Origin of the sequence: Pseudomonas sp. YuFO20 (genome assembly GCF_035064975.1) — a bacterium.
Taxonomy (GTDB): Bacteria; Pseudomonadota; Gammaproteobacteria; order Pseudomonadales; family Pseudomonadaceae; genus Aquipseudomonas; species Aquipseudomonas putida_AE.
Genome location: NZ_JAXDEO010000006.1, coordinates 46728 through 61619, shown reverse-complemented (window position 1 = coordinate 61619; position 14892 = coordinate 46728). Strand labels below are relative to the sequence as shown.

The window sequence follows — 14892 nt, the reverse complement described above, 5'->3', positions numbered from 1 at the left end:
CTCTCTCCTGGGGCATCCTCTAAATCCCGCGCCTTAAGGTGCCAGCTGGCTCGCCATCATCCAAGAGTTCTACGGAGAACAGTTAACCGAGTTAACACTTACGCGGCGTGAGACCACCTTCCGATGGTGCGGCATCAAACCAGGTGCGCATTCCATACCAGCAGCACGCGTGCCTGGATGTAGGTGTCTTCCGCCCTGATAGTTTGAGGCGGATGCCGAGGGTTGTCAGAAAGCATGTTGATCTGCTCGTCACCCAACCACTGAAGCCGTTTGATGTAGAGGTGACCTTCCCAAGAAAACATGTAGATCCCATCGCCCGCGAATTCACGGATGCTGATGTCGACGAGAAGAGGATCGCGGTGCTTGATGGTCGGCGCCATCGATTGGCCCCAGCCGGTCACCATCTTGAGATGGAAATGCTCTTTGAACTCGACGCCCATCTCGCGAAGGTGCTGCGGGCTGACCCTCACATCCTGGAGCAATTCCGGATAGTCATGGGGGATCTGTCCGCCACCCATAGCGGCGCGGACGTCGTAATGCGCGATCCATACCTCGTCACCGACGACACCAGGCCGGTAGTAGTCGACCTCAAGAACGCCTCCGCCACCATCGGCTTCAGCGACTGCGAGCAATCGCCTCCGAGCATCCTCGGTCAATCCTTTCCCATGGTGGGCAAGCATGTTCCGCACTACATCGGCTGCCGATAGGGGATGTTCGCCAGTGACTCCGCCCTCATCTTTGACGGGTTTTGGCAAGCCGGGCTCTTCGCCCGAGCCGTGCTGAAGCCACTCGATCTTCACCCCAAGCGCGTCCGCAATAGCGCTCATCTTGGCAGGCCCTGGCATGGACTCACCGTTCAGCCATTTGCTCGTTGCTTTAGGCGTGACCTTGGCAATTTCGGCCAGCCGAGCGCCTGCGCCCCACTGGTCAATGCCGCGAGCGGATAAAGCCTTCTTAAGGCGCGTCACAAAAGCCGCGCGAATTTCTTCTATGTGAACCATGGGTTCATTTACGCACGGGCTTGCATGTACTTTCAGTTCCGACATAATATGTACTGTAAGTTCATAATTTACCCCGGAGGCCTTATGCGGCCGCTCAAGAAATCGATAGATGACGCTGGTGGAGTGCCGGTGGTGGCACTGGCCTGCGAAAAGTCACCTCGCGCCGTTTACAAGTGGCTCACCGCTGACTGTTTGCCGCGCACCGAATACACCGGAGAGACACGCTATGCAGAGCGGATTGCCGCTTTAGCCGCCGCCAATGGGAAGCCGTTCGAGCCATCTTGGTTGCTCTCGGAAGCACACCCTAAAAAAGCCGCCGCCTAACTTTTCCAATCGCAAGGAGCAAGACCCGCATGTACGCCAATCCCAAGCACCTACATGACCGAGAGATCAAGGTCCGGGTTGATGAGGACACGTTCGAGTTAATCCAGGCCCTGGCCAAATTCCACCGAACTCAGCGAGCGGTTTTGTGCCGCGAGCTTCTGGAAGCGCAGCTCGCTGCATTGGCTTCGGAGAATACCGACGAACACCAAGTGGCTTGAAGGCCTAAAGGAGGCCCCATGCCTATCGAACAGGTCCAGTTGGGTCAGCGAGAGATGGAGCAGCTTGAGCGTGAGGCAGAGAAGAGGGGGGTAACCCCCGAAGAACTGGCCGCCGAGTTGATGCGTCGAGAGCTGGCTCAACGGACAAAACCCCGAAATCCGCGGGGAGCAGTAAAGCCTTTCCGAAGAAGGGACTGAGCAGGCCCTGAAGCGTAACTACAAAGCTCATCCAGACCACACGATCACAGAAGCAAGCAGGGGAACACCTGATGGCCTATGACGACAAAGCCCACCGCCACGACCACCAGGTCAAGGTTCGTCTGGATGACGAAGACTTCCATGAGCTCAAGGGATACGCCCATGAGCTCAAGGCGCAACACAGCGTGCTGGCTCGCGAGATCATTCTCGCCGCCTTGGCATTCAAGAAAGAGCACGGCTACCTGCCGTTTATTAGCGAAAAAAAGCTCAGGGCCTGAATAGGTCATGGGAGGACCGATGCCAGCAGCAAACGATGCAACGCCAATCCGTGAGGTTGAAGTCGCGCATTTCAGGAAGAACGACTTCGAGGACCTAGAGCTTTGGGCCTCGGAGATGGGGATAAGCACCGATGAACTGGCATCGCAGATCTTGCGCAAAGCCGGCCGGTTTCTCTCGCGGAGAGGGAAGTCGACAGCGGGTGACAACGTCGTCCAGTTCGGGCCGCGAAGGTAAGCGCTCAGTCCCTTATTAGGGACCAAAGAAAAGGTCCCTCTAAGGGGACTGAAGTTTTCAGTAGGCAAAAAAAAGCCGGGGTAGTGACCCGGCTCTCTTCAAACGCTTGTGGAGCGAATCATGCACCATTCAATAGAAACCAGCAATCCCCAGGGCCATGTCGCGACACGTTTTATGCAATCGCAAAACGTGTCGCGTGACAAAAGCAGTAGCAGCACGCGGAGCGGTGCGTGTGTTTATGCCGTTCTTTTCTCCGATGGGTGGCTGAAGGTTGGCCGCGGACGAAACGCGCAAGCAAGGATTGGGTCGCACGCGGGTATTTCCTCAATGCGTAATGCGACGGTAATGAAATCTGTCGTATCCGGGCTGCTGGTGAATCCAAAAAAGGCAGAGAAAAGGCTGATTGATTTCTGCATGAGCATTGCACTGCCTGTACACGGTCGAGAGTGGTTCGTGGGGGTTGACTTCGAGTCAGTTGAATCAATCATCAATGCCGAATTTCAAGGGGACTCAGATGATTCTTTCGCTGTCGCCAAGGCTCGCTCTGACAAGGCGCAAGACAGCCTGTTCAAATCGATCAATAAGGCTTTCGCTCCCGGGGGCGAGGTCAAATCCTCCAGTGTCGAGGACCCGATCCGCTGGGCGACAAGCATCTCCCATGCGCGAATCATCAACAGCATTTACATCGGTGACCTCTATGGCGGGCAGCTATTTCAGGCCGCCCCGTGGGGAATGACTAATTTCGAAACACTTGCCGCACTTGCCCTCCACGGTATGGATGACTCGCAAATTGCGGGTATCTATGGCTCGGTCTTCGCTAATCCTGGTGAAGCTCTGGAGATGATTGTTGGTGCCGGCGAGAGCGTTGTAGATGCCTACCGTTTAGAGGAGGGCATCTAATGGCCCGTGCACGCAACATCAAACCAGCCCTGTTCAAGAACGAGATCCTCGGTGTCGCCGATCCGATGGCGACGTTGTTATTTGAGGGCCTGTGGCTGCTGGCTGACAAAGCCGGCCGTCTCGAAGACCGACCGTTGCGCATCAAGGGAGAGCTGTTTCCGTACCGCGATGGCGTGGACATTGAAGGTCTATTGGGATTTTTGGCTTCGGAAAGCTTCATCACTCGGTACACCGTTGAGGCAAAGCGGTACATCCAGGTTGAGAACTTCGACAAACATCAGAACCCGCATCGTAATGAGCCGGAGTCAGTTATCCCTTGCGCATCAATGGGTTGTATCACTACCGATTTTGGCAGAACTACTTCTGCCATTCTCGGGTGCACTCCGGCTGATTCTCTGATTCCTGATTCCGGATCCCTGATTCCTGACCCCCTCAACACGTCAACGCCTCCGGCATTGCCGCCTTCGCCGAGTGACGAGCTTTTCCCAAAGTTCTGGAAGCTGTACCCGAACAAGAAGGGCAAGGCCGCCGCCGAGAAGGTATGGAAGAAACTCAAGGTCACTGACGACCTGTTCACTCTGATCGCCCAAGGCCTCGCCAAGCAGGTGGTGTGCGCTGAATGGACCAAGGATGGCGGCCAGTTTATCCCCCATCCCTCCACCTGGCTAAACGGCAAACGCTGGGAGGACGAAGTCTCTATGCCGAGCAACGTGCACCACCTGCCAACCAGCCGACACACTGGCTTCGCTGATCGCGACTACACCGCGGGTCTGACCCGTCGGGAGGATGGAACCTATGCGTTCTGAAAAAGTTATCACCATGCCTACGGCCGCGCCTGGTCCACGGCGAACTACCGGCGTGTGCGAAGAGCACGGCCAGTTCCCGCAGACCGTGAACGTGATCTTCGGCAAAGAGTTCAAAACCGCCTGCCCGGACTGCCAGCAGATCGCCAAGGAAACCGAGGCCGCTCGCGTCAAGCAGCAGGCTCGCGACGAACTGGTCTACAAGCTGGGTTCTGCCTTGGTGCCGAAGCGCTTCACAACCAAGACCCTGAATGGTTACGTCGCGGAGTCGGCCGGTCAGCAGGAGGCGCTGCGAATCTGCCGCAAGTACGCGGACAAGTTTCCGGAGATCTCACAGACCGGCCGCTGCCTGTTACTGCTAGGCAAACCCGGCACCGGCAAGACGCACCTGGGCGTGGCCATTGCCAACGAGATCATGCGCAAGACCGCCGCTACGGCCGTGTACCGCACGATCGGCTCGGTCCTGCAGGACATTCGCGCCACGTACGACAAGTCCAATGACCGCAGTGAGAGCTGGATCCTGTCAGGGCTGATCAGTCCGTCGCTGCTCATCCTCGATGAAATCGGCGTGAGCAAGGAAACCCCGAGCGACTTCGAGCTGACGACGCTGTTCGCGATCATCAACGGCCGCTACGAGCAAATGCGCCCGACGGTGATCATTTCCAACCTGGATGCGAAAGCGCTGCCGGCCGCCATTGGTGAGCGCTGCGCCGACCGTCTGCGCGAGGGTGGGGTGATAGTCGTTCCGTTTGAGTGGGAATCGCAGCGCGGCAAGGAGGCTTTCTGATGGCCGCCAAGATCAGTGTAAACAGCCAGGCCAAGCTTTCCGAGGCCATCACCAGCCTGACCGCAATGTACCGCGACAAGAAGTTCGTCGTTGTGTCGCTGCGCCCGGGCAAGGATCGCACCCTGGATCAAAACGCCCTGTGGTTCTCGCTGTACCAGCGCATCGCGGCGATGACCCAGATCGGCGACGTCGAGGATGCGCGCCGCTACTGCAAGCTGCATTTCGGGGTCCAGATCCTGCTGAACGAGGAAGACGACTTCCGTGCGGCCTGGTACCAGACCATGCGTCACCTGAGCTACGGGCAAAAGCTCGAGATGATGGGAGGGTGCTCGCTGTTCGGCCCCGACGGCTTCCCGGTGACACGGTTGTTCAGTCGCGCCCAGGGCATCGCCTACACGGATCGCATCGTGGCCGACTTCACTGGGCGCGGCGTGGTGTTCACGGATCTGCTGGGCGAGGTGGCTGCATGAGCCTTCCAGCCAAACAGCCTCGACCGAAGAAGTGCAAGAACACGGCCTGTGGCATCAGCTTCCCGCCGCAGCGCCTGGGTCAGGCCGTGTGCAGCCCCAAGTGCGGCCTGGCCATAAAGGACGTGAATCAGGAGAAGGCACGCAAGTCGCTGGCCCAGATCGAGCGCCGGGAGATCAAGGTCCGCAAGGAGAAGCTGAAGAGCAGGGCGGAACACCTGCGCGAAGCCCAGGCCGCATTCAACGAATGGATTCGCCTGCGTGACGCCGATCGTCCTTGTGTGAGTTGCGGTCGCCACCACGAAGGCCAATACCACGCTGGGCACTACCGCTCTGTGGGAGCGAACCCCGAACTGCGATTCGAGCCGCTCAACGTGTGGAAGCAGTGCGCCCCTTGCAATACGCATCTGTCCGGCAACCTAGTGAATTACCGCCTTTCGCTCCTACAGCTGATCGGCGACGCACAAGTCGAGTGGCTGGAAGGGCCTCATTCGGCCCGCAAGTACACCGTCGACGAGATCAAGACCATCAAGGCCGAGTACCGGGCCCTGACCAAAGAGTTGAAGGGAGCAGCAGCATGAAGATCAATTCTGCACGCCAGGCATGGCATGACTGCACGTACAACCCGGCCCCGGGCCAGACCTCGGACGTCGCCGTGCTGGGCGTTGTGGTCCAGAGCACCGAGCGCGGGCCGACTGCGAATCACGCAGTGCACGGCGCATTGGCTGGCCAGATTCAATCGGCGATCGCGCGCCTACACTACCAGCTCCGCGCATTCGGCAATGCTATGTATGCGGCCGAGCCAACCGATGATGACCGGGAAGAGGCGGAAGAGGCAGTGTTCAATCTGGCGTGCACCCGGGCGCCGCGCATGACTGCCGACAAGAGAGAGCGAGCCGAGTACGTAGCCAAAGGGGTGTTCCGTCGCTACCGCTACATGCACCAGGGCGGCCAGTCGGCCAACGATGACCCGCTGATCAAGCCTGAACTGTTCAGGTCCTGGGTTAATGCCGAGTACGGGATCAAGCTTCCATCCGCTGCCTGGGGGCGAGACTGGGAACCGTTCGTTCAGCTCTGCTTCGACGCCTGCTACGACATCGACGCGAAGGCGCTGAGCCCGATCGGGGGAGTGATTTACAAGATGAGAGAGGCAGCTTGACTTCCCGCACGGCTGAGGGCATCATTTCGCCATATTGAGTATTTTGCCTGCGGCAACTTGCTCCGAAAGCCCGGCTAAACAGCTGGGCTTTTTAGTTTATGCAGATGATGTTGAATGTTCGGTATGAGAGGGATAGGGCGAGCCGGCGCGTAAAGCGGAGAGGTCGCAACGCTGCTTAAAGGCCCGTTCCCTGCTGATTTGCCAGGCGACCTAGCACGACTTCAGCACCGGCTATCTGCACCCATTACCAGGCCCTGCTCTCGAGCGGGGTTTTTTGCGTCTCCAGTTTATCCCCTTGCCATTGAGCGTCGGCTCGTCTCGCCCCAATAGGCCCTCATTCAGGCCTCTGCACTCGCAGGGGTCTTCCCGTATCTGGCACCCATGCCCCCGTCTTTGCTCCGAGCGGATGAGGACAGCATGGAGCGCCGGACCAATCACAACGCCGAGATACCGAGGCGCCATGAGATATCAATCTATGTCCGAGCCCGGCCCACTCACTGCCGCTGGCGGTATCGCGCTGTACAAGCTGGGGGCGTTTGGCTTCGTTGCCGTCCTGGCTGCTGTCGTCGTTATGGCGATGACGCTACCCAAGACCGTGCGCGAGTTCACCGTCGCCATGATCAGCACGTCGGTGTCGAGCATTTGCGGGGGCGCCTTCGTAGTCCGCTGGCTTGGCATTGCCCACTGGGTGAATGACGACGCCGGGATGATCGCCATTGGCGGAATCATCTTTGTGTGTGGCCTTCCTGCGTGGGTGCTGGTTCGCGCTTGGTTCAAATGGGCAGAGAAGCGCCGCGACAACGACCTGGCCGAAATCGTCGGCGACCTGGCCGAGCTTCGCAAAGCGGTAGCCGACGCCGCCCATCAACAGAATCCGTAAGGAGTGACCCATGCAACTGATCGACAACTGGAAACAAGCGCTGAGCATGACAAGCGTTCAGGCCGGCGGCGCCATTGCTGCCCTGGGCATTGCCGAGCAGCTGATGCCGCAACTACAGGCCGTGCTGCCACCGGTGGCCTATGGCGTGATGGGCTTCCTAGTGATGGTTGCCCGCGTGATCCTTCAGCCGAAATTGAGCAAATAGGTCAAGACACGCTTAGTGAGACAGCAAGCTGTGGCACGAAATTAAGCTTCAGAGCTCTTTTCGGCGAATGCCTGTAGGTTATGCAGTACATAGGAAAGTTCAGACTCCACTTCATGCAATCCCCTTGCCCACGCCTGGCTATGCGGGCTTGTATCGGTGCGCATTCTGAAATTCGCGGATGTGCTCCTAACTGCTGGACCAAAGAAACATTGCTCAAGGTCGGTCTTTGGTGTTTTACGACGAGATAGAGTCTCGTTCTTCGCAGCGCCCTTGATATCTTCTTTGAGGGTGGTCAATCGGGCCTTCAAATGGTCGATGCTATTTGAAGAGAGTCTTGACTTGTCACTGGCATCGTTAATCAGGCTCCAAGCTTCGTCATGCCATCTTTTGAGCTCAGCAATAATCGCCTGAGCCTCTTGTTGATTGAACTCCATATGAAAGTCCCTTTCGATGTGGGGGGGGAGGTGTGCCGCAGGTGAGTGCGGCACGGATGGATCACTTCACTTTCAATGCTGCCTGGATCTGGTCAGCGTATGTAGAAAGATTGACGAACTCTACTTTTAGGGTTGTGGCATCTGCACCTGAGGCCTTCGCGGCAATTACTTCAAGCGCGGCGGCAACTGCAAGCGCCCGTTTCTCTGACGCGTCCAAATCACGACTTTCACCAGCGGCTGTTACGGCGTTCAGTATCGTTTCTGACATGTTGCTCTCCATGCTGTTGATTGAATCACCACCAATACCGGCTACTCGCCATTATTTCAAGCCTCCGAGATACCTCATGACGACGAAGCAACCCGACTGGGAGGCGATCGAACGAGCCTACCGGGCCGGATTGCTTTCCATCCGTGAGATCGCATCAGCCCAGGGCATTACTCATGGCGCAATCAACAAGCGCGCCAAGCGTGACAGGTGGGAGCGAGACCTCAAGGCAAAGATCAAAGCCAAGGCCGACGCGCTGGTATCCAAGCGCACGGTATCCACTGAGGTATCCACCAAAACAGCGGATACCGAACGGGAGATCATCGAGGTCAACGCCGAGGTAATTGCTAGCATCCGCATGGCTCACCGCGGTGACATCTCGCGTGGCCGGCGACTGACCAACAAGCTGCTGGATGAGCTGGAAGGTCTGACCGATAACCGGCACCTGTTTGAAGAGCTGGGCGAGCTGATGCGCTCCGAAGACGACAATGGACAGGACAAGCGTAACGACCTGTACCAAAAGATCATTGATCTGCCTGGCCGATCCAAAACGATGAAGGAAATGGCGGAGACGCTGAAAACTCTCATTTCCCTTGAGCGCCAGGCTTATGACCTTGACGCCAAGTCTGGAGGCAGCGAGGCAGAAGAGCTCTCCAAGCTGATGGACGAACTTTCAAAGGACGCATGACATGAAGCCCGAGCACATGAAACTGCTCAGGGACAAGCGTTGGCGCCTGAACAACCTGTACTGCATCACCGACAAGCAGGGTAAGAAGGTCCGCTTCCGGATGACGGACGAGCAGATTGAGTATTACGACGGCCTGCACACCCGCAACATCATCCTGAAGGCCCGACAGCTCGGCTTCACTACCGAGCAGTGCATCATCCAGCTGGACGCCGCCCTGTTCGAGTCGGCCAAGTGCGCCCTGATTGCCCACACCCTGACGGACGCCAAGCGCCTGTTCCGGGAAAAGATCAAGTATGCCTATGACAACCTGCCCGCCGAGATCCGCGCAGCCAACCCGGCCAGCAACGATGCTGCGGGCGAGCTGGTGTTTCGCAAAGGCGGCTCGCTGTATGTGAGCACGTCCTTCCGGGGCGGGACACTGCGTTATCTGCATGTGTCCGAGTTCGGTAAGATCTGCGCCAAGTTCCCCCACAAGGCGCGGGAGATCGTCACCGGTGCCTTCGAGGCGGTGGCCACAGATTGCTTCGTCACCATCGAGTCGACGGCTGAAGGTCGAGCCGGCTACTTCTACGATTACTCCCAGAGTGCTGAGAAGCAGCAACTGAGCGGCACGCCCCTGGGCTTGCTGGACTGGAAATTCTTTTTCTTCTCCTGGTGGAAGAACAAAGGCTACTGGCTGGACCCTGTCGGCGCGGTCGTGCCGCAGCGCCTGACCGATTACTTCAACGAACTGCATGCCAAGCACGGGATCGTCACGAACGACGGCCAGAGAGCCTGGTACGCAGCCAAGGAGAAGACGCTCGGCGACGACATGAAGCGGGAATACCCGTCGATACCTGCCGAGGCCTTCCAGCAGTCGGTAGAGGGCGCCTACTACGCCAAGCAGTTCGCCAAGCTCTACCTCAATCAGCGCATCGGCACTGTCCCGGACAACAGCCACCAGCCGGTGATGACCTTCTGGGATATCGGCGTCGGCGACTCTACGGCCATCTGGTTCGTGCGCCAGGTCGGATACGAGTATCACGTCATCGACTACTACGAGAACTCGGGCGAAGGCCTGCGGCACTACATGAAGGTGCTCAAGGATCGGGGTTACACCTATTCCGAGCACTGGGGGCCGCACGACATCGACAACCGCGAGTTCGGCAGCGATGCCAAGACCCGCCGCGAGCTGGCCCGTGAGGGCTACGAGATCGACGGACAGAAATACAGCATGACGTTCCAGGTCGTGCCGAAGCTCGGCGTCACTGACGGCATCGAGCAGGCGCGCGAGATCCTCCCCAAATGCGTTTTCGATAGCGCCAAGTGCGAAGAGGGGATCGCATGCCTTGAGGGCTACCGCAAGGAATGGGACGACAAGCGCGGCTGCTGGAAAGACAACCCGTTGCACGACTGGACATCGCACGGCTCTGACGCCTTTCGTTACTTCGCCGTCGCGAAGAGCGCGAGAAAGCCGGTTAAATCAATCAGCATGGGATTCGCCCGATAATGGCCAACGACGTCACTTTTACCCGCCCGGAATACGACGCGGCCCTGAACCGCTGGCGCCTGGTGCGTGACGTGTGCAAAGGGTCAGAGGCGATCAAGGCCGGCAAGGAACGGTATCTGCCGAAGCCGAACCCGGATGACAAGAGCGCGGCCAACACCGCGCGCTACGAGGATTATCTCAAGCGGGCCGTGTTCTATAACGCCACCGGGCGCACGAAACACAGTCTGGTGGGTGCGGCGTTTCGCACCTGGCCAACGCTGACCGTTCCCGGCGCGCTCGAATACGTGGCCAAGGACATCGACGGCCAGGGCGTAAGTATTTATCAACAGTCGCAGTCGGTGACCGGGCATCTGCTCGAAGTCGGCCGTCATGGGCTGCTGGTGGACTATGCCTCCGTGAAGTCGGGCACTGTGAGCAAGGCAGACGAACAATCCGGTCGTGCTCGGGCGAACATTGCCAGCTACCCGGCCGAAGCCATCAGGAACTGGAAGACCCGCAAGGTCGGCGCCCAGCACCTGCTGAGTCTGATTGTTCTGCGCGAAGACGTGGACATTGACACCGATGACGGATTCGGCAGTGAAAAGGTCGTGCAATATCGAGTGCTGCGCCTGGACGATGCCGGAACCTACACGCAGGAAGTGTGGCAAGAGGGCCCCAGCGCCACCTTGATGGTCACTCCAGCCTTCTCGCCCCTGAATGGTTCCGGCCAGCCGTGGTGGCTTATCCCGTTCCAGTTCCTCGGCAGCGAGAACAACGACACTAGCATCGACGATGCTCCGCTGTACGACATGGCCGAGGTCAATATCGGGCATTACCGCAACAGCGCGGACTACGAGGATTCGGCCTACTTTGCCGGGCAGCCGCAGTTCTGGATTTCCGGCCTTGATGAGGCGTGGCGCGATCACCTGGAGGCGAACGGCATCTATGTCGGCTCCCGTGCGCCGCTAACGCTGCCAAAGGATGGATCTTGCGGATTTGCCCAGCCTGAGCCTAACACCCTTGTCAAAGAGGCTATGGACGCCAAGAAAGAGGACATGGTTTCTCTTGGCGCCCGACTGATCGAGCGCGGCAGCGCGGTGAAGACCGCCACCCAGGCCGACAACGACAGCGCCGCCGAGCACAGCGTCCTGTCGCTGATCGTGAGCAACGTCAGCGAGGCCTACACCCAGTGTCTGGTCTGGATGGCTGAGTTTTCGAACGCCCCAGGCGAGACCGCCTACAAGATCAATCAGGACTTCACCCAGGTCAGCCTGGACGCAGCGATCATGTCCGCTCTGTTCAATGCCGTGCAGGCCGGTCGCGTGCCCGAGTCGGACTTCTGGCAATACCTGCGTGATCGCGGTGTGATCGACGCCGAGAAAACCGACGAAGAAATCCGGGGCGAACTGGAGTCCAGCCCGGCGGGCCTGGCCCTTGGCGGTGACTGATGACGACCTTCGAGCAGCTCGACAGCAGCATCCGCAACATGGTCATGCTCGAGCGGCTGAAGTCAGGGGAAGTGAAGAAATTCGGTCCCTTCCTGGTGCAGATCGACCAGAGCATCCGGGAGAGGTTGAGCGGCGACGAACTGACCGACTTCACCCGGGCGCGCCTGGACAAGCTGCTGAAGGAAGTCGACACGGTCCTGGCTGACATTCTCGGCCGTTACACCGATCAGCTGCAGCTCGACTTGATGGACATTGCGCAGTCGCAGGCCAGCTTCGAAGCCAAGCTGCTGACCAACACGCTGCCAGTCGGTATCAGCCTCGATGCAGCCGTGCCAGCGCTCCAAACACTCAGGACAGCAGCCTTCAAGAACCCGCTCAGCATCAAGGGTAATGGCGGCGGCAAGCTGCTCGAGTCGTTCATCAAGGACTGGTCGGCAGCCGAGGTCGAGAAAATCAGCGGGTCGGTCCGGCAGGGCTGGTTCGAAGGGCAGACCAACTCCGAGATAGTCCGGCAGATCCGGGGCACCAAGGCGCTGGCCTACTCCGACGGCATTCTGGCTACGACCGAACGCAACGCCGCAACGGTGGTGCGCACGTCGGTGCAGCATGTCGCCAGCCAAGCGCGCAGTGAGGTCGCCAAGGCAAACGACGACTTCGTGACCGGGGTGCAGCTGATCGCCACCCTCGACAGCAAGACAACGCCGTTCTGCCGGTCAATCGACCATCAGGTCTACCCGGTCGACTCAGGCCCCCGGCCACCGTTCCACCCGAACTGCCGCACCAGCTTCATCCTGCTGACCAAGTTCAGCCAGATGTTCAGCAAAGGCGCGACCCGGGCGAGCGTCAACGGCCAGGTGCCGGCGAGCCTCACGTATTACGCCTGGCTGAAGACCCAGCCGATGAGTTTCATCGAACTGGCCATCGGCCCGAACCGCGCCAAGCTGCTGATGAATGGCGGCCTCGACGCTGACAGGTTCGCCGCCCTGCAGCTGGGCAAGAACTTCAAGCCGATCACCCTGGACCGTATGCGCGAACTTGAGCCGGAAATGTTCAAGCGCGCCGGACTGTAACCCTACGAGGCAAGATATGGACAACCAGCACAAGAAGATCACCGGTTACCGCGACCTGACCCAGTCCGAGATCGACGGCATGAACTCCATCAAGGCGCTGGAGGCTGATGCAGGCGAACTGTTCAAGCAGATCGGCCAGATTGAAGGCGTTGATCCACGAGTGCTGGCCTTGGCCAAGACCAATCTGCAGCAGGGGTTCATGTGGTTTGTGCGCTCGATCGCCAAGCCGGCCGATCCGTTCGCCTGAATCGCGACACAAAACGCTGATACGCAAAAACGTGTCGCGACAAATCACCAAGCCCCGCCAAGTGCGGGGTTTTTCACATCTGCGGGCTGGGCCTGCACCAAAGTCTCTGGGAGACAGCAATGACCTTGAAATTCCAACTGGACACCCTCGAAGGCGTCGACGATTCCGTAAAAGCGCTGTACGTCGAGAAGGACGGCAAATTCGTGCTAGGCATCGAAGGCTTGCCGCAACCCGAGGACGTGAGCGGCCTGAAGTCGAAGGTCGAGGAACTGCTGAGCGAGAAGAAAGCGGCCGAGAAGGCCCGTCGCGAAGCTGAGGAAGCAGCCCGCGCAGAGCGCGAAGAGGCGGCCCGCAAGTCCGGTAACGTCGAAGAGCTCGAAAAGTCCTGGTTGGAAAAATACAACCGCCGCGAAGCCGAGCTGAACGGCATGCTGGAGCAGGAGCGTGGCAGCTTGAGCGGGCAGATCCGTGATCTGACTGTCGGCCGTACCGCTACTGACATCGCGTCTGCCCTGGCAATCCCAGGCAGTGCAGAAGCCCTGTTGCCGCACATCGAGCGCCGTCTGAGCGTCGAGCAGCGCGACGGGAAGCCTGTTGTTGTCGTACTCGACAAGCAGGGCAAGCTCTCAGCGTCAACGCTGGACGAACTGAAAGCTGAATTCGCAAACAACGCGGCCTTCGCGCCGTTGATCGCGGGTAGCAAGGCATCTGGTGGCGGGGCTGCGGGTGCTGGGAATGGCGGCGGGGCCGCAAAAGGAAAAATCGGCGGCACCAAAGAGGAGCGGCAGGCCGCAATCGCGAGCCGGTTCCCTGATCTCCCACAATCGTAAGGAAATAACTCATGTCCCTGTCGCAAATGCAGGTTTTCAACGAATACATCATGCCGGCGACTCTTGAGACGCTGGACCAGTATCTGGCCGCTTTCAACGCTGCCAGCCGCGGCGCAATCGTGCTGTCTCCGGACGGCTTTACCGGCGACTTCCTCCAAGAGTCGTTCTTTCAGACCCTGGCGGCAGCCCAGCGCCGCGTGGATCGCTACAGTGCAAACGCCACTGTGGCCGCCACCGACCTGACCGAACTGAAAAACACCTCGGTGAAAGTCGCCGGCGGCTTCGGTCCGATCCGTTACGAGCCGTCGCAAATGACCTGGCTGGAGCGCCCTACCGCGCAAGGCATCGAAGTAGCTAGCCGTGCGTTCGCTGAAATCCTGCTGAAGGATCAGCTGAACACTGCGATCGCTGCCTTGGTTGCTGCAATCACCGCCCAAGCCGCGGCGGTCAACGATGTGTCGGCTACCGCAGGCATCACCTACGCCGGCCTGAACAACGCTCACGCGAAGTTCGGCGACGCGAGCCAGAACCTGGTTACTCAGGTGATGCAGGGCACCAGCTACCACAAGTTGGTCGGCCAGAACCTGGCGAATCAGCAGCAGCTGTTCCAGGCAGGCAACGTCCGCGTGGTGGACATCCTCGGCAAGATCTCCGTTGTGACGGATGCCCCGGCGCTGATGCAGGCCGGCACCCCAAACAAGGAAATTATCCTGTCCCTGGTGCAGGGCGCTGCCCTGGTCCACGACGGCCGCGACATCATCAGCAACGTCCAGACCACCAATGGTAAGGAGCGTATCGAAACCACGCTCCAAACCGACTATACCTTCGGCCTGGGCCTCAAGGGCTACACCTGGGATACCACTACCGGCGGCAAGTCGCCAACCGACGCAGAGCTGGCGACCGGCACCAACTGGGACAAGACCGCTACCAGCATCAAGCACACCGCTGGTGTTGCTCTGATCGGTGATGCCTCCAAGTAACCCTGAT

General features: G+C 59.0%; 21 protein-coding genes. 18 read left to right on the top strand and 3 right to left on the bottom strand.

Features of this window, described 5'->3' with window-relative positions; translation table 11 throughout:
- Positions 1-134: 134 nt before the first annotated feature.
- The gene (locus SOP85_RS05120; RefSeq protein WP_323626350.1) at positions 135-1001 is read right to left on the bottom strand and encodes a LexA family transcriptional regulator; all 867 of its coding nucleotides are present in this window, start codon (positions 999-1001) and stop codon (positions 135-137) included.
- Between the two features lie 84 nt (positions 1002-1085).
- Between SOP85_RS05120 and SOP85_RS05115 the strand changes: the two genes are divergently transcribed.
- The 11 genes from SOP85_RS05115 (at position 1086) to SOP85_RS05065 (ending at position 7455) form a co-directional block, all read left to right on the top strand.
- Positions 1086-1325 (top strand): hypothetical protein, encoded by a 240-nt coding sequence (locus SOP85_RS05115; protein ID WP_323626286.1) that lies wholly within the window; start codon positions 1086-1088, stop codon positions 1323-1325.
- Positions 1326-1354: 29 nt separating this feature from the next.
- Positions 1355-1543, top strand: a complete 189-nt coding sequence (locus tag SOP85_RS05110; protein ID WP_168757765.1) for a hypothetical protein — start codon at positions 1355-1357, stop codon at positions 1541-1543.
- Positions 1544-1812: 269 nt separating this feature from the next.
- Complete coding sequence (locus tag SOP85_RS05105) at positions 1813-2019, top strand: hypothetical protein (RefSeq protein WP_323626285.1); 207 nt, start codon at positions 1813-1815, stop codon at positions 2017-2019.
- Positions 2020-2374: 355 nt separating this feature from the next.
- On the top strand, positions 2375-3154 hold the full coding sequence (locus SOP85_RS05100) for a GIY-YIG nuclease family protein (RefSeq protein WP_323626284.1): 780 nt from the start codon (positions 2375-2377) through the stop codon (positions 3152-3154).
- Positions 3154-3960: a phage replication protein gene (locus SOP85_RS05095; RefSeq protein ID WP_323626282.1), complete on the top strand. Its 807-nt coding sequence runs from the start codon at positions 3154-3156 to the stop codon at positions 3958-3960. The genes SOP85_RS05100 and SOP85_RS05095 overlap by 1 nt, the downstream gene beginning before the upstream one ends.
- Positions 3950-4744 carry an ATP-binding protein gene (locus SOP85_RS05090; RefSeq protein ID WP_323626281.1) on the top strand — a complete coding sequence of 265 codons (795 nt, stop codon included), beginning with the start codon at positions 3950-3952 and terminating at the stop codon, positions 4742-4744. Before SOP85_RS05095 ends, SOP85_RS05090 begins: the two co-directional genes overlap by 11 nt.
- A complete protein-coding gene (locus SOP85_RS05085) occupies positions 4744-5214 on the top strand; it encodes a hypothetical protein (protein WP_323626280.1) in 471 nt (156 codons plus the stop codon). The genes SOP85_RS05090 and SOP85_RS05085 overlap by 1 nt, the downstream gene beginning before the upstream one ends.
- Entirely contained in the window at positions 5211-5792 is a 582-nt protein-coding gene (locus tag SOP85_RS05080; RefSeq protein WP_323626279.1) for a recombination protein NinG, read from the top strand. Before SOP85_RS05085 ends, SOP85_RS05080 begins: the two co-directional genes overlap by 4 nt.
- The gene (locus SOP85_RS05075; RefSeq protein WP_323626278.1) at positions 5789-6370 is read left to right on the top strand and encodes a hypothetical protein; all 582 of its coding nucleotides are present in this window, start codon (positions 5789-5791) and stop codon (positions 6368-6370) included. Before SOP85_RS05080 ends, SOP85_RS05075 begins: the two co-directional genes overlap by 4 nt.
- Positions 6371-6845: 475 nt before the next feature.
- Positions 6846-7250, top strand: coding sequence for a hypothetical protein (locus SOP85_RS05070; RefSeq protein ID WP_323626276.1), 405 nt, complete (start codon positions 6846-6848; stop codon positions 7248-7250).
- A 10-nt stretch (positions 7251-7260) separates the two neighbouring features.
- Positions 7261-7455: a DUF7940 domain-containing protein gene (locus SOP85_RS05065; protein ID WP_323626275.1), complete on the top strand. Its 195-nt coding sequence runs from the start codon at positions 7261-7263 to the stop codon at positions 7453-7455.
- Positions 7456-7496: 41 nt separating this feature from the next.
- Here SOP85_RS05065 and SOP85_RS05060 read toward each other — a convergent pair whose 3' ends face one another.
- Positions 7497-7889, bottom strand: coding sequence for a hypothetical protein (locus SOP85_RS05060; protein WP_323626274.1), 393 nt, complete (start codon positions 7887-7889; stop codon positions 7497-7499).
- A gap of 61 nt (positions 7890-7950) precedes the next feature.
- On the bottom strand, positions 7951-8157 hold the full coding sequence (locus SOP85_RS05055; RefSeq protein WP_323626273.1) for a hypothetical protein: 207 nt from the start codon (positions 8155-8157) through the stop codon (positions 7951-7953).
- A gap of 76 nt (positions 8158-8233) precedes the next feature.
- Between SOP85_RS05055 and SOP85_RS05050 the strand changes: the two genes are divergently transcribed.
- The 7 genes from SOP85_RS05050 to SOP85_RS05020 all read left to right on the top strand — a co-directional run bounded on the left by SOP85_RS05050 (position 8234) and on the right by SOP85_RS05020 (position 14885).
- The gene (locus tag SOP85_RS05050; protein ID WP_323626272.1) at positions 8234-8842 is read left to right on the top strand and encodes a hypothetical protein; all 609 of its coding nucleotides are present in this window, start codon (positions 8234-8236) and stop codon (positions 8840-8842) included.
- 1 nt (position 8843) lies between these two features.
- The gene (locus tag SOP85_RS05045; protein ID WP_323626270.1) at positions 8844-10331 is read left to right on the top strand and encodes a terminase; all 1488 of its coding nucleotides are present in this window, start codon (positions 8844-8846) and stop codon (positions 10329-10331) included.
- Positions 10331-11758, top strand: coding sequence for a DUF4055 domain-containing protein (locus SOP85_RS05040; RefSeq protein ID WP_323626268.1), 1428 nt, complete (start codon positions 10331-10333; stop codon positions 11756-11758). The genes SOP85_RS05045 and SOP85_RS05040 overlap by 1 nt, the downstream gene beginning before the upstream one ends.
- Entirely contained in the window at positions 11758-12828 is a 1071-nt protein-coding gene (locus SOP85_RS05035) for a minor capsid protein (RefSeq protein WP_323626267.1), read from the top strand. Before SOP85_RS05040 ends, SOP85_RS05035 begins: the two co-directional genes overlap by 1 nt.
- A 16-nt stretch (positions 12829-12844) precedes the next feature.
- Positions 12845-13075 carry an Acb2/Tad1 domain-containing protein gene (locus SOP85_RS05030; RefSeq protein ID WP_323626266.1) on the top strand — a complete coding sequence of 77 codons (231 nt, stop codon included), beginning with the start codon at positions 12845-12847 and terminating at the stop codon, positions 13073-13075.
- A 119-nt stretch (positions 13076-13194) separates the two neighbouring features.
- A complete protein-coding gene (locus tag SOP85_RS05025; RefSeq protein ID WP_323626264.1) occupies positions 13195-13905 on the top strand; it encodes a hypothetical protein in 711 nt (236 codons plus the stop codon).
- Positions 13906-13916: 11 nt separating this feature from the next.
- Positions 13917-14885, top strand: coding sequence for a major capsid protein (locus SOP85_RS05020; RefSeq protein WP_078825126.1), 969 nt, complete (start codon positions 13917-13919; stop codon positions 14883-14885).
- Positions 14886-14892 lie beyond the last annotated feature (7 nt).